Below are 17,939 nucleotides of genomic sequence, written 5' to 3'. Positions count from 1 at the left end.
TGATATACTGTGCTTGCGACGGCTGGTATATCTCCCTACGGGGAATGACCTGCTTCACCGCTCATCGTGCGCCAACACGGTGGGCGTTTTTATTTTGTTTGTTGCATTATCCGTGGCTCAGGCGAACAGAATCGCCGACACAAATTTCTTTATTTACCCCCGCCGGCCAACCGCCCGATATATCTTCAACGTTTACCGGCAACCGACTGTGAATCTGTTTCATGAGGCTTTGACTTGCAGAAAGCATGAGTGCAATGGATGAAGCCGGCTGCATCTCGGCGTTTTTGCAGACGCTCATGTTTTCAAAAACGTGAACCGCTTTAATATATGCCTTTATCATATCAAGAGTGCCGAGTTCCTTGCCGTCAAGATCTTTAACCATCTTTCCGATAATATAGATTTCAAACTCTTGCCCCTTGCTTACTCCCTGCTCATAGCCTCCGTTGATGACAATCGAATGTTCATCAATGATTTTTATGACCTTGAAATCGGATTGCTCCATTTTAGGATTACCTCCTTAACATGATTGAGAACTTTTGTATGCTCACTTTTCTCTTGTTGGATAGCCATCATATCAATGATGGGGGCTACCAAAGAAAAATCGTGTGAAATAAGGTCGATTGTACGCGTCTTTTCCTTGAATTGCTCGGAAAGCGCCTTGTGCTTTTCACTTATTTTTACACACTCGTCTTTCAGTGAAGCATACCTATCGGCAAATTGATTGATTTTTTTCAGCAAACAGAGCATATAATACAATAGTCCCACGATACAAAAGGACAGTATCATGATGATTGTTATTTCGGTAATGCCCCCCGGAAGAAACAGTTGCTGAATTGACGCTGCAAGAGAGAATGATATAACGACTATCCCAAAAAGTTTACGAAGTACAGAGAGAACATCGTCATACTCGATTCTATCATCCTTCATCCTCTCACCTCCTTCATGCGCCCGTCATGGGCGTTTTTTTATGCCCTTTTTGCGACGCTTCCAGAGGAGGAGGCTGACGCAGCCTCTTTTTCTGCGATGAGGGCGGCACGATAGGCGGCTACGTCGGCTTCGATCTCCTCGTCCGTCATGGTGCGCTGCTCCTTGGCGGCGGATTCCGCACGTTTGGCAGCGTCCACCTGTGCGGTGAGTTCTGCGGCAAGAGCCTTGACGTGCGCGAGGACGGCGGCACGCTGCTCGGGGCTAAGACGCAGCATATAGCGTGCGGTAGTCTGCTCGTCGGGGGTGAGATCGTACCGCTTGGAGAACGCCTCGAGAATCGCGTCCTCCTCGTCCGACCTCATCTCGCCCTCGCCTGTGCGAAGCCACTGCTCATTGATATGGAACTTTGTGCAGAGCAGTTGAATAAATGTGTCGGTTGGTTCTACCCTCCCGCCCTCATAATTCGCTATGGTATCGCGTTTTGTTCCAAGCATTTCGGCAAAAGCGCTTTGTGACATTTTCTGTGGTTGCGCCTTTCGTACCTCGCGCAAGCGGTCTTTCAATGCCATTTTCGATTTCCTCCTTTGCTTAAGGATAACATAAAAAAATATGTATTTCAACACAAAAAGAAATATAAAAACGTGTTGACTAGCGTTATTTTGTGTGTTATCATGTGTATAACAACACAAAAAGGGGTGAAAAATTGAGTAGGAACAAGCCGAAGCGCAAAAAGCGCAAGAAAAAAGGCAGTCGCCGTGAAGAGCTGATTCTCGCCATAATCGCTCTGGCAACTGCCATCATCGGACTGATTCGCGCGATGATTGAGTTCATCCGCGAAGCAAACCACTAACCGATGAGCGGGGGCGTGCAAACGCCCCTTGCCACCTCATCATATAAGAACGATGACAGATTGTCAAGGAGGAGCGTATGGACGGACTCGCGGTTTTGGATCATGTGTTAGGGATGGTGTTTTACGGACTGCTCGTTGTTCTGGCGTACCGCTGGGCGCGGTACATCATGCGGCGGTAGAAGGCAGCACTTTGAGCGGTACGGCTAGAGCGTGTTTTGCTCGGCGATGAGGGAGGCGCGAAACTTTTCCACCTCGGCTTCGATCTGCTCCGGGGTCATCGGCGTGGGGCGCGGCTCTTTCGTGGCAGTGAGTTCTGCGGCAAGAGCCTTGACGTGCGCGAGGACGGCGGCACGCTGATCGGGGGAGAGGCGCAGCATATAGCGTGCGGTGGTTCTCTCATCGGGGGTGAGATCGTACCGCTTGACGAAGGCTTCGAGAATCGCGTCCTCCTCGTCCGACCTCATCTCGCCCTCGCCTGTGCGCAGCCACTCCTCGCGGATGTGGAACGTATCGCAGATCAGGCGGATGTTCTGGTCGATGACGACAATGCCTTCTTGCTCCAATCTACTGACACCAGCTTGCCCCAACCCTATTTTATCGCCAAACTCCCGCTGATTCAAACCTTGCTCTTTACGCAGGGTTTTGATTCGTTGGTTGATAGACAACTAAATCCCTCCTTTTCAAGAATTATACAATTAAATTGTAAAAAGCACAAGAGAAAATATTGACAAAAACAATTTGATTGTATAATATAGAGAAAAATAACAATTAAATTGTTATTTAGGGGAGAGGGAAAAGAAAAGCCCCCGACGAGCGGAGGAGGTGAGAGAGATGGCATTGTTACGGAAGTTTTGGAATTGGTGGGAGGATGCTCCGCCGGGACAGATTGTTCGCGCAGCGATTGTTGTTACGGGAATAAATATCGCCATATTAGCGGTACACCTGTTAATAATGTGGTGATAACCCCAATAATGATGGTGGCAATGAAGGAAAGTTTTGCATAGCGAATAGCCTGTGCCTGTTGAACGATAAGATTTCTGTCTTTTTCTATCTGATACAGAACATCCTCGCCATACTCGGTCAGCCGAAAAACATCTGTATCGGAAAAACCGTTTGCAGAAAGTTTTCGGGCAAGGAGACTCCCGTTACTGAATACGGGGTGAATCGTGCCGTCAGGGTCGTGAAATTCACCTGTTTTGACACCAATGAGGGGGATATGGGGCGTTGTATCATCAAGTGCCCGACAAAGCAGGTAGTCTCCTACCGTTGATAGAGCTTTATACGACTGAACAGGCGACTTTCGGAACGCCCACACAACAGTATCTTTCATTTCTTTCGTCATTTAATCAGCTCCTTCTCGTGGACATTTTACCACAGGAGGAACGAGGGAAAAAGCCGAAACGGGCGTGCGCCCGTCCGCAGGGAATGACCGTCCTGCGCTGATGATGGCAGGTCACAGGGGAGGTGAGGACATGAAAAGGTTTGAGGAGCGCGTGCAGGAGGAGACGAAGGAGGCGGTCGCCGTGATAGAAGCCGCCCGTGCGGTTCGTTCCTTCGGCGCAAGTGAGATGATGGAGAAAGCATTGCACATGGCGGCGTGGGCGTACTGCAAGGGGCTGATGGACGGAGCACGCATCGCACAGATGAACGCCGCCGTGGCGTAGGAGACAGAAGATGAAACGATTGTTTTTGTTCTGGGTGGCAGTTGCCGCCACGTTTATTACACTTGACGTTCTTTACATGGACTGGAGCGCACCGGGCATCGTCATCATCGTTACGCTTTGCCTTGCGAACTTTATCCTGAGCGGTATGTGGCTGGAATTACTGCGGGCATGAGGGGGAGAAGACGTTCTTTTCCTCTATTGTACCCCAAGGAGGTGAAGCAGACTATGACCAAAGTAGCCCCGTCTACGGCAGCCAGCAGGTACTATTTAGCCCGCATGGCAGCAGCAGAAAAGAACGAACGTCTGAGCAGCCGCGAGGGCGCGAGCGAGGAGACGGGCATCGACCGAAAGCGGATGCAGCGGATCGAGATCGGCACGCTGAACCCGTACCCCGAGGAAGTCCTTCTGATGGCGGATGCATATCACGCGCCGGAGCTCCTGAACTTCCACTGTTCACAGTGCTGCCCCATCGGACAGCGCACCGTCCCACGGGCGGAGCTGAACGAGCTCGACCGCATCACGGTGAAGTTCCTGAACGCGCTCGAGCAGATCAGGGACTCTGACAAGGAGCTGCTGCGGATTGCGCAGGACGGCACACTCACGGCGGACGAAGTACCGCAGATGGAGCACCTGTTGATCGGTATCCAGCGGATTGCCACAGTAGCACTTGAGATTCAGATTTATCTCGACAAGAGGAGGTGAAGGAATGGCGGCACAAAAGATCAACTGGAAAATCCGCCACATCATGAAGGACGGCAGAGTGCTGAAGCCCGGTGAACGGCTGCCAATCACGCCGGAGGGCCTCGAGGTCTTCGAGCGTGTCGGCGAGATTGTCCTCCGCGCCACGAAACGGATGCAGAGAGAGAAGGAGGCGGCAGCAAATGCGTGAGCTTGTAAAGCCCTTCGTTATCAGCGGCGCATTCATTGCGGCGGCGGTATTTTTTGCAGGGGCGATGAATTCGTGGGACGATGGGAAGAATGTCGTTTTGGTGGAGGAGGTCTATACGGTGCGCCCCGGTGATACGATCTGGGGCATCGCGGAGGAGTTCTGTGCGAAGAACACGGGGACGAAACGTTACATCCTTGAGTACAAGGCGGGGATGGAGGAAAACAATCCGTGGCTCGTGGAGCGGCGCGGGGAGATTTACCCCGGCGATGAGATCAAGGTGACGTATTGGGTGAAGGGGGAAGAGGAATGACGAAATGGCAGACACGGCGCGAGCTGGTGACAAAGAATCTGCCCATGTGGCGCGTGTTCCGCATCGTGGACGGCGTGGAGGAGGTGGACATACGGCTCTACGATACGTGGGATGATGCGGCTAAGGCGGCGTGGGAGCGGAATGCGAGGGAGGAGGCAGAATGAAGAGCGCGTGGAAGATCCGAAGTCAGTATCTCGGTGGGAAGAAGATCTATCAGGTGTACCGCCTCAAGGATATGGACGCAGACGACCAAATCGGCAACCGCACGTACGCAGGTGCGTGGAGGCGGGACAAGGCAGAGGCGGTGGCACTTATGGAGAAGCTGAACAAGGAGGAGGCGGAAAAAGAAAAAGCGCCCGAGGCGGCGGTCACCGCACAGGGCGCAGAGAAATAAGATTTTCAACGTGAGTATAGCACGGATGAGGAGGAATCGCAAATGAAGATACTGAGCCTTACACTTGAGAACTTCCGCAGCATCAAGAACCTTACCGTAAGTTTCAACGGCAAGGACGCGGATGTGCTCGGTGCAAACGGGACGGGCAAGACCACCATCGCCAATGCGATCTGCTGGCTGCTGATCGACCGCCCCATGACGGATGAGGCGGACTTTACGCCAAAGACCGAGGGGACGCACGGACTGAACCACAAGGCGAGCATGACCGTCGAGCTTCCAAACGGGCAGAAGCTCACCCTTGCGAAGGACTTCTACGAGAAGTGGACGCGCAAACGCGGCTCGGCGGCGGAGGAGTTCACCGGCAACGTCACGGACTACTACGTGGACGGCGTGAAGCACAAGAAGAAAGAGTACACAGAGGTACTTGAGACTGCCTGCGGGATTGACATCGAGCGCGTGAAAATGCTGATGGTGCTCGGGTACTTCGCGGACACGATGAAGACGGATGAGAAGCGGCGCATCCTCTTTGAGATGGCAGGAGAATTCACGGACATGGATGTCATCGCCGCCAATGAGGAACTGGAAGGCATCGAAGATTTCTTTCTCATGCCGGGAACGGAGGACAGGCACTATACCGTCGCGCAGTGGAAGAAGATCGCCACCGAACAGAAAAAGAAGCTGAACAAAGACCTTGAGACGATCCCCGCCCGCATCGATGAGGCGAGCAAGAATGTCGTGGAGAACGTCGCGGACGTGGATGCTCTGAACGCAGAATTGAGCCGTCTGGAAGAAAAGAAAGCGGGGTTGGAGGAGCAGAAACGCTCCCTCGCTACGGAGGACGGCAAGCAGGAGGCGGCACGCGCCGCGCTTGCGGGACTTGAAGTAGACCTTGCCAAGCAGCGTGCCGCCTACATTGAGCAGAGTACGGCGGCGAACAGGGAACTGAGTGCGGAGATTGACCGCATGACCAAAGATCGGCGTGAGATTTCGGACAGACTGGACACACTTCGCCGGAAACACAAAGACAACCTCCGCGCCCTCACACGGATGCAGGAACAGCGCAAGAACCTGATGGAGGCATACGCCGCTGTTGCAGCGCAGAAATGGAATGCGGGCGCGGAGGTCTGCCCGACCTGCGGGCAGCAGATGCCCCCCGAACAGGTGGAGAAAATGCGGGCGGCGTTCCATGAGGGGCAGTCCAAACAGAAGGAGGACATCAACCGCCGGGGACAGACGTGCAGCAAGGGCAAGATCGACGCTCTCACCGTTGAGATCGACACACAGGCGGCGGACATTACGGCGATGGAGAATACCGTCCGTGAGATGGAGAATGGTATTGGATCGCTCAAGGCAATCATCACCACGCCGCCGCCCTTCGAGGAAACGGCAGCATACAGGGACATCACCGCACGCATGGAGGAACTGCGTGACCGTCAGCGCATTCATGCGAGTGCGGCGGACGGCGTGAAAAGCGGCTACGACCGTGACATTGCGTCGGTCAGAGAGGAAATTGCGGCGGTCAACCTGCGGATTGCAAAGGCACAGGCATCCGAGGACAGCCGGAGGCGCGTCGGGCAGCTGCGGCAGGAACTCAAGGATACCGCAGAGCAGGTGGAATACATTGAGCAGGGGCTTCACCTGTGCGAAGAGTTCATCCGCACCAAGGCGCGGATGGTGACGGACAGCATCAACAGCCGGTTCAAGTTCATCCGATTCATTCTCTTCCGTGAGCAAATAAACGGCGGCTTGAAGGAAATTTGCGAGCCGATGATCGCGAACAAAGCGGGCGAATGGGTGGAGTACCGCAGCGTGAACTACGCTGCACAGGTGAGCGCAAAACTGGACATTGTGTCAACGCTCATGAAGCATTACGGCGTACATCTGCCCGTCCTCATGGATCAGGGCGAGAGCGTCACAGAGCCGCTTGCCGTTGACGGGCAGTTCATCCGCTTCATCGTATCGGCAGGGGATGAGGAAATCAGCGTAGAGGTCAAGGAACAGGAGGAAGAAGAAAATGGCAATGGCAACGGAAAATGAAATGCAGATGGTCACAACCGCCCCGATGGGCGTCACAGCAGGATTCCAGAGCTCGGAAGGGTTCGCCCTCCTGCAGCGCATGGCGAATATGTTTGTCAGCTCGACCCTCGTGCCGAAACAGTTCCAAGGCAAGGACAACTTCGGCAACTGCGTCATCGCGCTCAACATGGCGCAAAGGCTCGGCGCAGACCCCCTCATGGTCATGCAGAACCTCTATGTCGTCTACGGCACGCCGAGTTGGTCGAGCAAATTCATGATCGCCATGTTCAACCAGTGCGGCAGGTATGAATCCATCCGCTACGAGGAAACGGGAAAGAAGGGGACGGACACACAGGGGGTGATCGCATGGGCAAAGGAAAAGTCCACGGGCGAAATCCTCAAGGGACCGGAGGTTACCATCGGAATTGCAAAGAAAGAGAGGTGGTTCGACAAGGACGGCAGCAAGTGGAAGACCATGCCCGATCAGATGCTGCGCTATCGAGCGGCATCGTGGCTCATCCGTACCACCGCGCCCGAGCTGTCCATGGGATTGCAGACCGATGACGAAGTGAAAGACACCATCGACGTCACCCCGCAGACCATCATGAAAGAGCCGTTTGCCGAGGAAATCCGCCGCAATGCCAACACCGAGGCGCTTATCCCGCAGATCGAACAGCCGCAGAATGTGACACCGCCCGTACAGACCGTCGAAGCTGCTGCGGATGTGCGAGAGGAGACGCGGGCAATCACCTCCGCACCGCACAGAAAGGCATCGTCTCCGCCGCCCGTCGAAACCGAGCCTGTTGCCCCCGCCGCAGCAGCTGCGTCAGCCCCGCCGAGCGCAGGGCTTTATGCGGGCATGAGCTTCTGATATGGACATCCGGGTAATCGCGTCGGGGAGCAGCGGAAACTCCTATCTCATCGGGGATGGGCGGACACGCCTCCTCCTTGACGCAGGAATTCCATTTCGGCGCATCCAGATCGGGTGCAGCTTTCGGACAAGCAGCATTGACGGATGTCTGGTGACGCACCGTCACGGCGACCATGCGGCGGCCATCCCGAAACTCCTCCGGCGGGGCATTGCGGTCTACAGCAACGCCGATGTCGCAGGAGTGTATGAGGGCGTGCAGGAACTTACCGCCCGCAAGGAACATACCATCGGGACAATGCGCATTCTGCCCTTTATGGCAGAGCATGACGTGCCATGCTACGGGTATCAGGTGACATCAGAGGAGACGGGGGAAAAGCTCGTCTACATCACCGACAGCGCGTATGTGAGATACACGTTTACGGGTCTTACGCACATCATGATCGAGGCGAACTACGATGAGGACATCATGATCGGGAACGTGAGAGATGAGAAAGTCCCCCTCTCGCTTGCCGAGCGCGTTGCACAGACGCACATGAGCATCGGCACCCTGCTTGACCTCCTGCGGGCAAACGACATGACGAAGGTGCGGCAGATTTACCTGTTGCATCTCTCGGACATGAGCAGCGATGCGGAGAGGTTCAAGAAGCTGGTGCAGCAGGAAACGGGTGCAGAGGTCTATATCGCATGATACTCGTCGGATACGTCGTCAAGGAAGCGGAGGGGGGCGCAATGGTCTACGTCCCCTATCCTGCGGGACAGAGGAAGCCCGAGGGCTGTCACGAAAGCGTCGGTGTGGAGTTCGTGGACAAACGCCGCATCAGCGCAAAGCAGCGGCGCAAGGCCTACGTCCTCATCTCCTACATCGCCGCATGGTGGGGGTATACGCCCGTTGAGGCGATGAAGGAAATGCTCAAGCTCATGTTTGTGGGAGAGGCGGAAACACTGCGGCGCACATTCTCACTCTCGGACTGCGACATGACGATCGCGAGGCTTTTCATCACGTATCTCATTGACTTTTGTCTGCTTCACGGCGTGGACGTGGGAGAACCGCTCTACGCGCTCGCCGAGGACATCCCTCGCTATGTGTGGGCGTGCCTCATGAACAGGCGGTGTGCGGTCTGCGGCAGAAAGGCAGACCTGCATCATGTCGATGTTGTGGGGATGGGGCGTGACCGCAAGGAGATATGTCACATCGGGATGCGTGCGCTTCCCCTTTGCAGGGAGCACCATACGGAGATACACAGCATCGGGCAGGAGGCTTTTCTGCGGCGGTATTTCCTTGAGCCTGTGAAGATCGATGAGCGGATCGCGGATGTGTATCGCCTGAAAGCGAGGTGAATGTATGCGGCAGTATATGACACTTCTAAAATCTTACTCTGATTCTAGCGTGGGATTAGTCCCGCCCGTAGCCCAAGCGCTTTATTTCAGGCTGTTTCTCATAAACAACCGCGCCGGCTGGACGGAATGGTTCGGGGCGACAAATCAGAGACTAATGTTGGAAGTCGGACTAAATAGTGCCCATACCCTCATCGAGAACAGGAACCTCCTCAAGAGACTGGGGTTCATCGATTTCAAGCAAGGAAAAAAAGGTCAACCGACCCTCTATCGTCTGAATGATATGTGTGAAGAAGAGGGTGCATTAAATGCACTAAATACTGCACCACAAACTGCACTGGAAACTGCATCAAATAGTGCACTAAATACTGCACCACAAACTGCACACATATATAGACAAGAGACAATGACTAAGACTAAAAAAGAAAAATGCAAAAAAGAAAATACTCTCGATTCTCTTTTGGAATCCTGCTTGGAATCCTACACGGATAATGCGGAGCTTCTTGAAGCTCTTCGTGGATTCGTTGAAATGCGAAGGGAGAAGGGCAGATCATTGACGAAACGGGCATTACGGCTCAATCTCTCTAAGCTCGATAAGCTGTCAAGCACTGACGAAGAGAAAATTGCCATTGTCAACGAGACTGTCATGCGTGGGTGGTTGGGATTTTTCCCGCTGAAACAGGAGGTGAGACAGCATGGAACAGGCAGGGACAATCGCCGCGCGGCTCTTGAAGAACGGTATCCGGATTTCGCCGAAGCCGACCGCGACTACATCCCTCCGTGGAAGCTACGACCTCCCGGCGGAGGAGATCAGGCGGCATCGGGATGAGATTGTGGACATTGAGCGTGCGCAGGAACGGTGCAAGGGATGCACGGGAGAGGTCTGTAAGCAGCCCTCTCAGGGCATGATTCCCGTCGTCGAAGTCCATGACGGGCGTTTCTGCCACGCTCTCAGGCGGTGCCGCCACGAGCGAAACCGTCTGGCACGTCTGCGCATCTCACGGCTCTTTGCCTCTGCCCGTATTCCTAGGGCGTACGAGGGGGACACGTTCGCAGATTATACTGTTACGGCGACAAACAAGGACGCGGTCGATGCAGCACACATGATGGTCGCGGACGAGATCAAGGGGCTGTTTCTCCACGGCGAGAAAGGCACGGGCAAGACCAAGCTCGCGGCCATCATCGCCAACGAGCGGGCAAGGGCGGGAAGCCCTGTGCTCTTTGCCTCCGTTCCTGACCTCATGGCAGACATCCGCAGATCGTTCAAGGACGGGACGACCTCGGAGGCGGTACAGGCGGTGAAGAATGCACCGTTTCTCGTGCTGGACGATCTCGGTGCGGAGAAAATGACGGAGTGGGTGGGCGAACAGCTCTTTTGCATCGTGAACCACAGGTACAACGAGTGCTTACAGACCGTTGTGACAAGTAACTACAGCCCGACGCAGGTCATCGCACATATGGCAACAGTGGATAGAGACGGCAACGTGATTGACGATATGCAGGGACAGCGGATCATGTCGCGCATCTACGAGATGTGCGAGAGGGTAGAGATACGGGGCAAAGATTATCGCATGAAAGGAGCGTGCTGAGATGGCACAGGAGATTGACATGACGAAGCCGCAGCCGTACGACATGTTCGACGTTGCAGATGCTGAAGCGTGGGGGATGGAACTGAGCAAGGGCGTGTATGAGGTCATTAAAGAAGTGGCATACATTGAACAGTTCTTTGATTGTGTAGATCGCGATGATGAAGCGCGTCTTGCGGAAAAACTCACGAATGTTATTCATACATGTGTTTCATGGATTCACGTGCTCGGCTTCGATGAGAAACAGCGCGGCGACCTGCATCGGATGGTGAACGAGAAGAACAAGGATCGCGGGTACTTCTGAGGAGGTGGCGATGTGCTGAAAGAACAGACCATTTTCGGTGAAGTGGACAAAGTAAACGTTGCCATGAACCGCCTACGCCTCCATGAGCCGCCCGAAGGGTACTATGTCGCATTCTCGGGCGGAAAGGACAGCTGTGTAGTTCTCGACCTGTGCAAGCGGGCGGGTGTCAAATACGACGCGCACTATAACGTCACGACGGTTGACCCGCCCGAACTGGTGCAGTTCGTTCGTAAAAAATACCCCGAGGCGTGGGAAGGGCGTAACAAGCCCAAAAAGACAATGTGGGACTTGATCGTCGAAAAGCGTTTGCCTCCAACCAGACTTATGCGTTACTGCTGCCAAGTTCTCAAAGAAGGCGGTGGAGCAAAGCGATTTGTGGTCACCGGAGTGCGTCATGCAGAATCCGCCAAACGAGCCAAGCGGCAGATGACAGAGACATGCACCAGACACAAAACGAGACGATACCTCCATCCGATCATCGACTGGTCGGATGCGGACGTGTGGGAGTATATACATACCTACAATGTGCCATACTGTAAGCTCTATGACGAGGGAAAGAAACGTCTCGGGTGTATCATGTGTCCCTATCAGGGGACGGCGGGGATGAGGAGAGATGCCGCCCGCTGGCCGCAGTATGCAAAGGCATACGAAGCGGCATTTCAGCGGATGATCGACAAGCGGCGGGCGGATGGATATCCGACGCAGTGGGAGACAGGCGCAGAGGTCATGCGTTGGTGGATGGGCGAGGATAACCGTATCCAAGAGAATGACGATCAGATTACGCTCTTTGGTCTGCGGATGGACGAGAGCAGCGTTTGAAAGGAGGTAACGACATGGACGAATACACACCGTGCAAGAAGCCCGATCCGACAGCACGGGAGGCGGTCGGGAATGTGATGCGTCTCCTGCATACGCAGCGGAAAAAGCCGAACAAGTACCATGCGCGGAAAACAACGGTGTGCGGGCGCACCTTTGACAGCAGGCGGGAGGCGGAGGTGTATCTGGAACTGCTCGCACAGAAACGGGCGGGGGAGATCGTGAGCATCGGCTTCCAACCGACCTACACGCTCCTTGCGGGGTTCGTGGACAACACGGGAAAGAAGCAGCGTCCCATCACCTACACGGCGGACTTTTTCGTCACCTACGCCGACGGACACAGCGAGGTGATCGAGGTGAAGGGGATGCGGACGCGGGACTATCTGCTGCGGAAAAAGTTGTTCCTGCACATGATGCGCAAGAAGGATATTTTCTTTCGGGAGGTGCGGTGATGGCGTACAAGGTGAAGCGGAACAACGGTACGGATTGAGGAGTTTGTGCGCATGAAGGAGGAGAAGAAATGACAAACGCAATCGCCCCGATTTTCGATAACGAGAACGGGGAAGTGAAGATCAGCGGGCGGCAGCTTCACATGTTCTTGGAGGTGCAGACGCGGTATAACGATTGGTTCGCACGTATGTGTGAATACGGATTTACAGAGGGCGTGGACTTTTACTCAAATTTGAGTAAAACCAATGAGGCGATGGGACGACCTTCCATCGACCATCTCATGACGCTCTCCATGGCAAAGGAGCTGGCGATGCTTCAGCGCACCGAAAGGGGCAAGGAAGCGCGTCTGTACTTTATCCGCGTGGAGGAGGAATGGAACAGTCCCGAAAAGGTCATGGCGCGTGCACTCCTCTTCTCGAAGAAGATGCTTGACGGCGTACAGGCGCAGCTTGCAGAGGCGACGGAGCAGATTGCGCGTGACCGCCCGAAGGTCCTCTTTGCGGATTCAGTGAGCGCAAGCCATACGACAATCCTCATCGGGGAACTTGCCAAAATTATCAAGCAGAACGGCGTTGATATGGGGCAGAATCGGCTTTTTCAGTGGATGCGCAAGAACGGGTATCTGGTGAGCCGTCAAGGGACGGACTACAACATGCCGACGCAGAGAGCTATGAACATGGGACTGTTTGTCATCAAGGAAACGACGGTCAATCATTCGGACGGGCACACCTCCATCAGCAAGACACCGAAGGCGACGGGCAAAGGGCAGATCTATTTCGTGGGCAAGTTCGCAATGGAGGCAACGACATGAAAAAAGCGTGCCGTATATGCGGCAACACATTTGAAAGCAAATACGGGGCAAAGACCTGTGCTGAATGCCGCACAGCGGGAAAGAAAGTTTGTACGCAGTGCGGACAGGTGTTTGAAACGAAGAGTAAATATCATATATGCCCATCGTGCAGAAAGGCCGCACGTGAGAAACAGCGTGAACAGGACATACAGTTTTTACCGCCTGAGAAAACGGAGAAGCGCATTCGGAGAGACCCGCAGGAGCTTTTGAATGCAGTGCAAGCAGCGCGGGCTTTGGGCATAAGTTACGGACAGTACAGCGCGATGCGGCGCGGGTTTCTGCGGGTGTGACGTGGATTTTCCGGCGGCGGTTCTTCTTGTGGCGGTGATTGTGTTTTGCGTCACGGAGGATTTGTGAAACAGGAGGTGTGGAATGATACATGCGGGAATGATGTCGAGCAACACAGATCTTTGGGAAACCCCGCAGGATTTTTTCGATGAGCTGAATATGGAATTTGGGTTCGATCTGGATGTTTGTGCATTGCCTGAGAACGCCAAATGCGAGCGGTACTATACGCCGAAAGACGACGGCCTTTCTATGAGGTGGGAGGGTGTCTGCTTCATGAATCCGCCGTATGGACGACAGATCGGACGATGGGTGGAGAAAGCCTATCATGCGGGGCGTACAGGAAGGGCGACGGTTGTATGCCTCCTGCCGGCACGAACGGACACACGATGGTTTCAGGACTATTGTCTGAAATCAAATGACCTTCGATTTATCCGAGGGCGCTTGAAATTTGGCGGCGCAAAAAACAGTGCGCCGTTTCCGAGTGCTGTTGTGGTGTTCTCACGGAAGACAATTCAGGAGGAATCCAAATGAACCACTTTGTAGGAATCGGGCGGCTGACGCGAGACCCGAATGTAAAGTATACGCAGAGCGGGGGGAAGGCTTACGCCTCGTTTACGCTGGCGATTGATAGGCGTAGAAGCGCGGACGGGAATCATCAGGCGGATTTTATCTCGTGCGTGGCATGGGAAAAGCTCGCCGAGGTGATCAGTCAGTATGTTTCAAAGGGACAGAAGATCGCCGTGGAGGGACGCATCCAGACGCGCAGCTACGAGAAGGACGGAACGAAACGCTATGTGACAGAGGTTGTTGTTGGCAGCATGGAGTTCTGTGACAGCAAAAGGGACGCGGCGGGCGGCAGTGCGGGACGTGCGGATGAGTACCCCGGGGCGGTTGTGCCGGATGAGGATATTCCGTTTTGAGGGACAGAAAAAGAGCGGCGCAGTACCGCTCTTTTGGTGCGTATGGACATATTGGCGGCGGTAACAAAATGATGAGATGGGAGGAAATACTTTGCTTGAGAATGACGTAGCCTTGCAGATGGCAGATGAAATTCGAGAGGATCGGAAACGTGCAGAATCCATGCTGCTGAACTATACGGAGGAACTGAAAGCCTATCGCCTAAAGCGTGAGGAGTATGTACGGGGGAACAACGTACAGGGCGGTGGTGGGAATCTGCCGGGGCATCCAACAGAGGCAGAGGCTCTGCGTGGTGTGAAGTTTGACGAGACCTATCCTGCCTATACATGGCTGCGTGCGGTGGAGTTCGTAGAGCGGGGACTATCCGAGCGCAAGCGGATATTTCTGGATGCGCGGCGCAAGGCATCACGCGACAAGACAGGCAGAGGACGTAAGGCGTGGCTCGTGCGCACGCAGATGATATACTGTGAGGTGATGCGGGAGCGATTCCTCAACTCGGAGTTCTTCGTTGGTGAGGCTGTGCTTAAGGATATGTGGCGATATATCATTGACCGTGTTGTCGAAGCATATCTAAAACTTGAGCAGAAAAAAATTAAATAGATACCTCCCATAAACGCTCTTTTCGGTGCTAAAATGCTATTGTGGTTAGTTTGGAGATGAATTCAAGCTACCGTACCTCCTACATCTCACGGAATAGCCGTCTCAATCGAGGCGGCTTTTCTCGTGGGGCGAGATGTAAAATTCGGCGATTTTTTATAGGTCGTTGGCGGGAGATATAAATTTTATAGGGTATAGAGCGCGGTACTGTGGGAAGCGCTCGGAGGGCACAGCTGCGGCGGTGTCCTTTTTGTATTGTGTTGATGCATACTGTGGAGGTGGAACGCGTGACACTCAAGGACTATCTGCGTTGTCACAGAGCATGGAGCAAGAAGAGGACACAGACACAGAAGCAGCGCGGACGCAGACAGAGGCAGAGCGATAAGGAGAAGAGACGGTAAGGCTCGTTCACAGCGTCGCATGCGTGGATTCTTTCAAGGGGACACCCCCCCGGCATTGCAGGTACTACAAGGGGCAAGCGGCTACGAGGGTCTGCGAGTCCCAGCTTTTGTGTGCGTGAAAACGAAAAAAATTATCCGTCAATTCGTCAAATGAGATTAAGATAAGAAGGAGGCGAAAACATGCAAAAAGAAAATGCGAATAAATTTATTTATAGCACGAAGGATGCGGCAGAATTTTTTGGTGTTCATCGCGACACTATGACGGATTGGGCAAAGCATGGAGCACCGAAAGCCGGGCGCGGGAAATGGAATCTCAAAGATGTCATGGAGTGGCGTTATAAGACGGACGCGCTTGCGGGAAAAGAATCCCCCGAAGTCCGCAAGCTGAAGGCAGAAGCGGACTTGAAAGAGATCAAAAAGCAGCAGGAGGCAATCCGCCTTGCTGTGCAGGAAGGGAAATACGTATCCGTTGAACAAATATCACATGACCTTACGCTAGCGTTGGTTTCACTCAAGAACAGTCTTCTTGCGATTGGACATCGGGTTGCTGCTGAGTTGGATAGTATGGATTTAGAAACCGCAACGGCAGCGAAAGGAATCGTTGACAGCTGTATACGGGAGGCGTTAGAACAGCTTTCGAAGAGTGGCATATATGGCAAAAAAAGGAAATAATGCGCTCCCCGCATATATTCAAGAAATCTTCACGATATTACGTCCCCCTGATAAACTCACCGTCTCCGAATGGGCGGACAAATACCGCATCCTGTCCGAATTGGACAGCGCCGCGCCGGGGCGGTGGCACACATCAAAAACACCATATCTCAAGGCGGTCATGGATGCGTTCAACGATGATTTCATTCACGAAATCACGTTCTGCGCAGGGACGCAGCTCGGAAAGACCGCCGCTGAGCAGAACATGATCGGCTATGCCATCGCACAAGACCCCGCGCCAATGCTCGTTGTCTACCCGTCGGAAAAGCTGGCAAAGTTCACGAGTGAAAAACGTCTGCAGCCGATGATAAAGCTATCACCTGCACTTGCGGAAAAGTTCGATGAGCACGGGAGCAAAGACCTCGAACTCTCGCTTGGCAATATGTATATCGCTCTCGTCGGCGCAAACAGCCCATCGGAACTCTCAAGCCGTCCCGTGCGCTATATCTTCTTCGATGAGATTGACAAGTTCCCGAAATGGACGGGCGCGGAGGCGGGGCCGTTGGAGCTTGCCGCCGAACGAACAAAGACGTTCTACAATCGCAAGATCGTCAAGGTCTCAACGCCGACGCTCAAGACGGGGAATATATGGCAGGGATGGGAGACGGCAGATATTCAATACCGCTATTTTGTCCCGTGCCCACATTGCGGGGAGATGCAGACGCTCGAATTTCCTCAGATCAAATGGGCGGAGGGCGCGGATGAGACTGAGGCGCGGATGGCGGCGTACTACGAATGCAGACATTGTCATGAGACCATCGACGACCGTCACAAGCCCGTTATGCTCCGCATGGGAGAATGGCGCGGCGAGGTAAAGGTCAAGGGGCGCGCGCACAAGGTCGCCTATCATCTGAACTCTCTCTATTCGCCGTGGCTGACCTTCGGGGACGTTGCGGCGAAATTCATATCCAGCAAGGATGAACCCGCGCTGCTCATGAACTTCATCAACTCGTGGCTTGCTGAGCCGTGGGAGGACAAGAGCAGCAAGATGAAATCCGATGTGGTCATGGAGAAGGCACTGCCATACGAGCGCGGGCAAATGCCCGAGGAGGCGCAGCTGCTCACCTGCGGGATCGACGTGCAGCTCGATCATTTCTACTTTGCCGTGCGTGCATGGGGCGCACATCTGACCTCGTGGCTTGTTGACTGGGGGCGCGTGGAGACGTGGGCTGACCTTGAGACGGTCATCAATCGGAACTATGCCGATGTGAACGGCGTTGTACGCAACGTCAACCTTGCGTGCATCGACTCCGGGTATAACACGGACGAGGTGTATAGCTTCTGTGCGCGTCATATGGATGTGCTTATTCCGACGAAAGGCGCAAGCGTGCCGTTGAAATCGCGGTATAACGTCACCATCCTCGATAAGCGCGCGGCGGGTTTTGGCTTGCGTCTCTACACGATGGACCCCAACCAGATGAAGAACTTCATCGCCTCGCGCATGACGATTGACGCAGGTGCGCATGGCAGCTGGAACGTCTACCGTGACATTGAGCGCGAATACGCCGATCAGATTTGCGCCGAGCAGAGAGTAGAGCAGCGCGACAAGAAGGGGCGCGTCTCCGTTGTCTGGGAAAAAATCAGCTCCCACGCGGCGAACCACCTGCTCGACTGCGAGACAAACAACACACTCGCCGCCGAGATCATCGGCGTGCGGTATCTTATGGAGCAGGAGCAGGAAACACGCGCACAGGAGCAGGAGAATGAAGAAAGCAACTGGATCGGCGCGGGGAAGAATTGGTTTTGACATGAAAGGAGGTGA

General features: G+C 54.2%; 28 protein-coding genes and 1 other RNA gene. 24 read left to right on the top strand and 5 right to left on the bottom strand.

The window, feature by feature from the left end:
• Nucleotides 1–106 precede the first annotated feature (106 nt).
• The 3 genes from QU667_RS06280 to QU667_RS06270 are packed head-to-tail and all read right to left on the bottom strand — an operon-like array spanning nucleotide 107 to nucleotide 1,421.
• On the bottom strand, nucleotides 107–502 hold the full coding sequence (locus tag QU667_RS06280) for a hypothetical protein (protein WP_304986374.1): 396 nt from the start codon (nucleotides 500–502) through the stop codon (nucleotides 107–109).
• Nucleotides 475–927 (bottom strand): hypothetical protein, encoded by a 453-nt coding sequence (locus QU667_RS06275; RefSeq protein WP_304986373.1) that lies wholly within the window; start codon nucleotides 925–927, stop codon nucleotides 475–477. The genes QU667_RS06280 and QU667_RS06275 overlap by 28 nt, the downstream gene beginning before the upstream one ends.
• Nucleotides 928–965: 38 nt before the next feature.
• The gene (locus QU667_RS06270) at nucleotides 966–1,421 is read right to left on the bottom strand and encodes a hypothetical protein (RefSeq protein WP_304986372.1); all 456 of its coding nucleotides are present in this window, start codon (nucleotides 1,419–1,421) and stop codon (nucleotides 966–968) included.
• 209 nt (nucleotides 1,422–1,630) lie between these two features.
• Here QU667_RS06270 and QU667_RS06265 point away from each other — a divergent pair, with 209 nt between their 5' ends.
• Nucleotides 1,631–1,777, top strand: a complete 147-nt coding sequence (locus QU667_RS06265) for a hypothetical protein (RefSeq protein WP_304986371.1) — start codon at nucleotides 1,631–1,633, stop codon at nucleotides 1,775–1,777.
• Nucleotides 1,778–1,980: 203 nt separating this feature from the next.
• Here QU667_RS06265 and QU667_RS06260 read toward each other — a convergent pair whose 3' ends face one another.
• Both QU667_RS06260 and QU667_RS06255 read right to left on the bottom strand, forming a co-directional pair.
• Complete coding sequence (locus QU667_RS06260; RefSeq protein WP_304986370.1) at nucleotides 1,981–2,364, bottom strand: hypothetical protein; 384 nt, start codon at nucleotides 2,362–2,364, stop codon at nucleotides 1,981–1,983.
• 320 nt (nucleotides 2,365–2,684) lie between these two features.
• A complete protein-coding gene (locus tag QU667_RS06255) occupies nucleotides 2,685–3,119 on the bottom strand; it encodes a hypothetical protein (RefSeq protein WP_304986369.1) in 435 nt (144 codons plus the stop codon).
• Between the two features lie 51 nt (nucleotides 3,120–3,170).
• Between QU667_RS06255 and QU667_RS06250 the strand changes: the two genes are divergently transcribed.
• The 23 genes from QU667_RS06250 to QU667_RS06140 all read left to right on the top strand — a co-directional run bounded on the left by QU667_RS06250 (nucleotide 3,171) and on the right by QU667_RS06140 (nucleotide 17,924).
• An RNA gene (locus QU667_RS06250) (hammerhead ribozyme type II) lies at nucleotides 3,171–3,235 on the top strand.
• Nucleotides 3,236–3,249: 14 nt separating this feature from the next.
• Nucleotides 3,250–3,441: a hypothetical protein gene (locus QU667_RS06245; protein ID WP_304986367.1), complete on the top strand. Its 192-nt coding sequence runs from the start codon at nucleotides 3,250–3,252 to the stop codon at nucleotides 3,439–3,441.
• A gap of 10 nt (nucleotides 3,442–3,451) precedes the next feature.
• Nucleotides 3,452–3,613 carry a hypothetical protein gene (locus QU667_RS06240; protein ID WP_304986366.1) on the top strand — a complete coding sequence of 54 codons (162 nt, stop codon included), beginning with the start codon at nucleotides 3,452–3,454 and terminating at the stop codon, nucleotides 3,611–3,613.
• Nucleotides 3,614–3,666: 53 nt separating this feature from the next.
• Complete coding sequence (locus QU667_RS06235; protein ID WP_304986365.1) at nucleotides 3,667–4,143, top strand: XRE family transcriptional regulator; 477 nt, start codon at nucleotides 3,667–3,669, stop codon at nucleotides 4,141–4,143.
• Nucleotides 4,144–4,147: 4 nt separating this feature from the next.
• Nucleotides 4,148–4,330 carry a hypothetical protein gene (locus tag QU667_RS06230; RefSeq protein ID WP_304986364.1) on the top strand — a complete coding sequence of 61 codons (183 nt, stop codon included), beginning with the start codon at nucleotides 4,148–4,150 and terminating at the stop codon, nucleotides 4,328–4,330.
• Nucleotides 4,323–4,640, top strand: a complete 318-nt coding sequence (locus QU667_RS06225; RefSeq protein WP_304986363.1) for a LysM peptidoglycan-binding domain-containing protein — start codon at nucleotides 4,323–4,325, stop codon at nucleotides 4,638–4,640. Before QU667_RS06230 ends, QU667_RS06225 begins: the two co-directional genes overlap by 8 nt.
• Nucleotides 4,637–4,804 carry a hypothetical protein gene (locus tag QU667_RS06220; RefSeq protein ID WP_304986362.1) on the top strand — a complete coding sequence of 56 codons (168 nt, stop codon included), beginning with the start codon at nucleotides 4,637–4,639 and terminating at the stop codon, nucleotides 4,802–4,804. Before QU667_RS06225 ends, QU667_RS06220 begins: the two co-directional genes overlap by 4 nt.
• A complete protein-coding gene (locus tag QU667_RS06215) occupies nucleotides 4,801–5,034 on the top strand; it encodes a hypothetical protein (RefSeq protein WP_304986361.1) in 234 nt (77 codons plus the stop codon). The genes QU667_RS06220 and QU667_RS06215 overlap by 4 nt, the downstream gene beginning before the upstream one ends.
• A 42-nt stretch (nucleotides 5,035–5,076) precedes the next feature.
• Complete coding sequence (locus tag QU667_RS06210) at nucleotides 5,077–7,071, top strand: AAA family ATPase (RefSeq protein ID WP_304986360.1); 1,995 nt, start codon at nucleotides 5,077–5,079, stop codon at nucleotides 7,069–7,071.
• Complete coding sequence (locus tag QU667_RS06205; RefSeq protein ID WP_304986359.1) at nucleotides 7,049–7,921, top strand: recombinase RecT; 873 nt, start codon at nucleotides 7,049–7,051, stop codon at nucleotides 7,919–7,921. Before QU667_RS06210 ends, QU667_RS06205 begins: the two co-directional genes overlap by 23 nt.
• Before the next feature lies 1 nt (nucleotide 7,922).
• Nucleotides 7,923–8,609 carry an MBL fold metallo-hydrolase gene (locus QU667_RS06200; protein ID WP_304986358.1) on the top strand — a complete coding sequence of 229 codons (687 nt, stop codon included), beginning with the start codon at nucleotides 7,923–7,925 and terminating at the stop codon, nucleotides 8,607–8,609.
• Nucleotides 8,606–9,259 (top strand): putative HNHc nuclease, encoded by a 654-nt coding sequence (locus tag QU667_RS06195; RefSeq protein WP_304986357.1) that lies wholly within the window; start codon nucleotides 8,606–8,608, stop codon nucleotides 9,257–9,259. The genes QU667_RS06200 and QU667_RS06195 overlap by 4 nt, the downstream gene beginning before the upstream one ends.
• 4 nt (nucleotides 9,260–9,263) lie before the next feature.
• Nucleotides 9,264–10,085: a phage replication initiator YdaU family protein gene (locus QU667_RS06190; RefSeq protein WP_304986356.1), complete on the top strand. Its 822-nt coding sequence runs from the start codon at nucleotides 9,264–9,266 to the stop codon at nucleotides 10,083–10,085.
• 4 nt (nucleotides 10,086–10,089) lie between these two features.
• Entirely contained in the window at nucleotides 10,090–10,845 is a 756-nt protein-coding gene (locus QU667_RS06185) for an ATP-binding protein (RefSeq protein WP_304988421.1), read from the top strand.
• A 1-nt stretch (nucleotide 10,846) separates the two neighbouring features.
• Complete coding sequence (locus QU667_RS06180; RefSeq protein ID WP_304986355.1) at nucleotides 10,847–11,146, top strand: hypothetical protein; 300 nt, start codon at nucleotides 10,847–10,849, stop codon at nucleotides 11,144–11,146.
• Between the two features lie 12 nt (nucleotides 11,147–11,158).
• Nucleotides 11,159–11,965: a phosphoadenosine phosphosulfate reductase family protein gene (locus QU667_RS06175; protein ID WP_304986354.1), complete on the top strand. Its 807-nt coding sequence runs from the start codon at nucleotides 11,159–11,161 to the stop codon at nucleotides 11,963–11,965.
• A 14-nt stretch (nucleotides 11,966–11,979) separates the two neighbouring features.
• Nucleotides 11,980–12,414, top strand: coding sequence for a DUF1064 domain-containing protein (locus tag QU667_RS06170; protein ID WP_304986353.1), 435 nt, complete (start codon nucleotides 11,980–11,982; stop codon nucleotides 12,412–12,414).
• A gap of 68 nt (nucleotides 12,415–12,482) precedes the next feature.
• Entirely contained in the window at nucleotides 12,483–13,223 is a 741-nt protein-coding gene (locus QU667_RS06165; RefSeq protein ID WP_304986352.1) for a phage antirepressor KilAC domain-containing protein, read from the top strand.
• Between the two features lie 411 nt (nucleotides 13,224–13,634).
• Nucleotides 13,635–14,081, top strand: coding sequence for a DNA N-6-adenine-methyltransferase (locus QU667_RS06160; protein WP_304986351.1), 447 nt, complete (start codon nucleotides 13,635–13,637; stop codon nucleotides 14,079–14,081).
• On the top strand, nucleotides 14,078–14,470 hold the full coding sequence (locus QU667_RS06155; protein WP_304986350.1) for a single-stranded DNA-binding protein: 393 nt from the start codon (nucleotides 14,078–14,080) through the stop codon (nucleotides 14,468–14,470). Before QU667_RS06160 ends, QU667_RS06155 begins: the two co-directional genes overlap by 4 nt.
• A gap of 91 nt (nucleotides 14,471–14,561) precedes the next feature.
• Nucleotides 14,562–15,068, top strand: coding sequence for a hypothetical protein (locus QU667_RS06150; RefSeq protein WP_304986349.1), 507 nt, complete (start codon nucleotides 14,562–14,564; stop codon nucleotides 15,066–15,068).
• Nucleotides 15,069–15,646: 578 nt separating this feature from the next.
• Nucleotides 15,647–16,138: a hypothetical protein gene (locus tag QU667_RS06145; protein ID WP_304986348.1), complete on the top strand. Its 492-nt coding sequence runs from the start codon at nucleotides 15,647–15,649 to the stop codon at nucleotides 16,136–16,138.
• Entirely contained in the window at nucleotides 16,119–17,924 is a 1,806-nt protein-coding gene (locus QU667_RS06140; protein WP_304986347.1) for a phage terminase large subunit family protein, read from the top strand. Before QU667_RS06145 ends, QU667_RS06140 begins: the two co-directional genes overlap by 20 nt.
• Nucleotides 17,925–17,939: the final 15 nt, after the last annotated feature.

It is taken from the genome of Selenomonas dianae, assembly GCF_030644225.1.
Taxonomy (GTDB): domain Bacteria; phylum Bacillota; class Negativicutes; order Selenomonadales; family Selenomonadaceae; genus Centipeda; species Centipeda dianae.
Note: the sequence above shows the minus strand (reverse complement) of the source record. Positions and strands in the feature narration are given on the sequence as shown.

Excerpts from the sequence above, each read along its gene's own strand:
- QU667_RS06280 (WP_304986374.1), bottom strand. The coding sequence starts at position 502 with ATGGAGCAATCCGATTTCAAGGTCATAAAAATCATTGATGAACATTCG.
- QU667_RS06275 (WP_304986373.1), bottom strand. The coding sequence starts at position 927 with ATGAAGGATGATAGAATCGAGTATGACGATGTTCTCTCTGTACTTCGT.
- QU667_RS06270 (WP_304986372.1), bottom strand. The coding sequence starts at position 1,421 with ATGCTTGGAACAAAACGCGATACCATAGCGAATTATGAGGGCGGGAGG.
- QU667_RS06255 (WP_304986369.1), bottom strand. The coding sequence starts at position 3,119 with ATGACGAAAGAAATGAAAGATACTGTTGTGTGGGCGTTCCGAAAGTCG.
- QU667_RS06245 (WP_304986367.1), top strand. The coding sequence starts at position 3,250 with ATGAAAAGGTTTGAGGAGCGCGTGCAGGAGGAGACGAAGGAGGCGGTC.
- QU667_RS06240 (WP_304986366.1), top strand. The coding sequence starts at position 3,452 with ATGAAACGATTGTTTTTGTTCTGGGTGGCAGTTGCCGCCACGTTTATT.
- QU667_RS06235 (WP_304986365.1), top strand. The coding sequence starts at position 3,667 with ATGACCAAAGTAGCCCCGTCTACGGCAGCCAGCAGGTACTATTTAGCC.
- QU667_RS06230 (WP_304986364.1), top strand. The coding sequence starts at position 4,148 with ATGGCGGCACAAAAGATCAACTGGAAAATCCGCCACATCATGAAGGAC.
- QU667_RS06225 (WP_304986363.1), top strand. The coding sequence starts at position 4,323 with ATGCGTGAGCTTGTAAAGCCCTTCGTTATCAGCGGCGCATTCATTGCG.
- QU667_RS06220 (WP_304986362.1), top strand. The coding sequence starts at position 4,637 with ATGACGAAATGGCAGACACGGCGCGAGCTGGTGACAAAGAATCTGCCC.
- QU667_RS06215 (WP_304986361.1), top strand. The coding sequence starts at position 4,801 with ATGAAGAGCGCGTGGAAGATCCGAAGTCAGTATCTCGGTGGGAAGAAG.
- QU667_RS06210 (WP_304986360.1), top strand. The coding sequence starts at position 5,077 with ATGAAGATACTGAGCCTTACACTTGAGAACTTCCGCAGCATCAAGAAC.
- QU667_RS06205 (WP_304986359.1), top strand. The coding sequence starts at position 7,049 with ATGGCAATGGCAACGGAAAATGAAATGCAGATGGTCACAACCGCCCCG.
- QU667_RS06200 (WP_304986358.1), top strand. The coding sequence starts at position 7,923 with ATGGACATCCGGGTAATCGCGTCGGGGAGCAGCGGAAACTCCTATCTC.
- QU667_RS06195 (WP_304986357.1), top strand. The coding sequence starts at position 8,606 with ATGATACTCGTCGGATACGTCGTCAAGGAAGCGGAGGGGGGCGCAATG.
- QU667_RS06190 (WP_304986356.1), top strand. The coding sequence starts at position 9,264 with ATGCGGCAGTATATGACACTTCTAAAATCTTACTCTGATTCTAGCGTG.
- QU667_RS06180 (WP_304986355.1), top strand. The coding sequence starts at position 10,847 with ATGGCACAGGAGATTGACATGACGAAGCCGCAGCCGTACGACATGTTC.
- QU667_RS06170 (WP_304986353.1), top strand. The coding sequence starts at position 11,980 with ATGGACGAATACACACCGTGCAAGAAGCCCGATCCGACAGCACGGGAG.
- QU667_RS06165 (WP_304986352.1), top strand. The coding sequence starts at position 12,483 with ATGACAAACGCAATCGCCCCGATTTTCGATAACGAGAACGGGGAAGTG.
- QU667_RS06160 (WP_304986351.1), top strand. The coding sequence starts at position 13,635 with ATGATACATGCGGGAATGATGTCGAGCAACACAGATCTTTGGGAAACC.
- QU667_RS06155 (WP_304986350.1), top strand. The coding sequence starts at position 14,078 with ATGAACCACTTTGTAGGAATCGGGCGGCTGACGCGAGACCCGAATGTA.
- QU667_RS06145 (WP_304986348.1), top strand. The coding sequence starts at position 15,647 with ATGCAAAAAGAAAATGCGAATAAATTTATTTATAGCACGAAGGATGCG.
- QU667_RS06140 (WP_304986347.1), top strand. The coding sequence starts at position 16,119 with ATGGCAAAAAAAGGAAATAATGCGCTCCCCGCATATATTCAAGAAATC.